Source organism: Planobispora longispora (assembly GCF_016863135.1).
Taxonomy (GTDB): Bacteria; Actinomycetota; Actinomycetes; order Streptosporangiales; family Streptosporangiaceae; genus Planobispora; species Planobispora longispora.
Genome location: NZ_BOOH01000109.1, coordinates 1 through 799, shown reverse-complemented (window position 1 = coordinate 799; position 799 = coordinate 1). Strand labels below are relative to the sequence as shown.

Genomic DNA, 799 nt, shown 5'->3' with positions numbered 1-799 from the left:
GCCCTCGTAGGCCAGCGTCCAGGCGGTCATGGCGCAGCCGCCGGCACTCGTCCGATCACGGTCAGCTCGCTGAGATCGGCCACCACGACGTCTGCTCCGCGCTCGCGCAGCTCCGTCGCCCGACCGGTCCGGTCGACCCCGATGACCAGGCCGAAGCCGCCCCGGCGGCCGGCCTCCACGCCGGGCAGCGCATCTTCCGCGATCGCCGTCCTGTCCGGGGCGGCGTCCAGGCGGCGGGCGGCCTCCAAGAACAGCGCCGGATCGGGCTTGCCGGGCAGGCCGAGCCGGTCGGTGTCGGTGCCGTCGACGAGGGTGTCGAACAGCTGGATGAGTCCGGCCGCGGTCACCATCGTGCGGCAGTTGCGGCTGGCCGAGACCACGGCGGTACGGCAGCCGCGTCGCCGCAGCTCGTGCAGCAGGGCCACGGTGGAGGGGAAGGCGGCCACGCCGTACCGGGCGACCTGTTCGGCGAAGAGGAGGTCCTTGGCCGTGCCGAGGCCGTGCACGGTGGGCGCGCCCGGAGGGTCGTCCGGTCCGCCCTCGGGCAGGCTGATGGCGCGCGAGGCCAGGAAGGTGCGCACGCCGTCCAGGCGCGGGCGGCCGTCGACGTGGCGCAGGTAGTCGTCGCGGATGTCGAACGGCCTCGACCGGCCTCGCAGGAAGGTGTCGAACGCGTGCTTCCAGGCCGCCGCGTGCACGCGTGCGGTGTCGGTGACCACGCCGTCGGTGTCGAAGACGACGGCGCCGACGAGCGCCAGATCGATGACTGGTGCGAACGGCTCGTTCATGCCCTCAGTGT

Annotated in this window: 1 protein-coding gene; it reads right to left on the bottom strand. The window is 73.6% G+C overall.

The genetic code is table 11. The features are described 5' to 3' along the window. Positions 1 to 26: 26 nt before the first annotated feature. Positions 27 to 788: an HAD family hydrolase gene (locus Plo01_RS39820; protein ID WP_203895994.1), complete on the bottom strand. Its 762-nt coding sequence runs from the start codon at positions 786 to 788 to the stop codon at positions 27 to 29. Positions 789 to 799 lie beyond the last annotated feature (11 nt).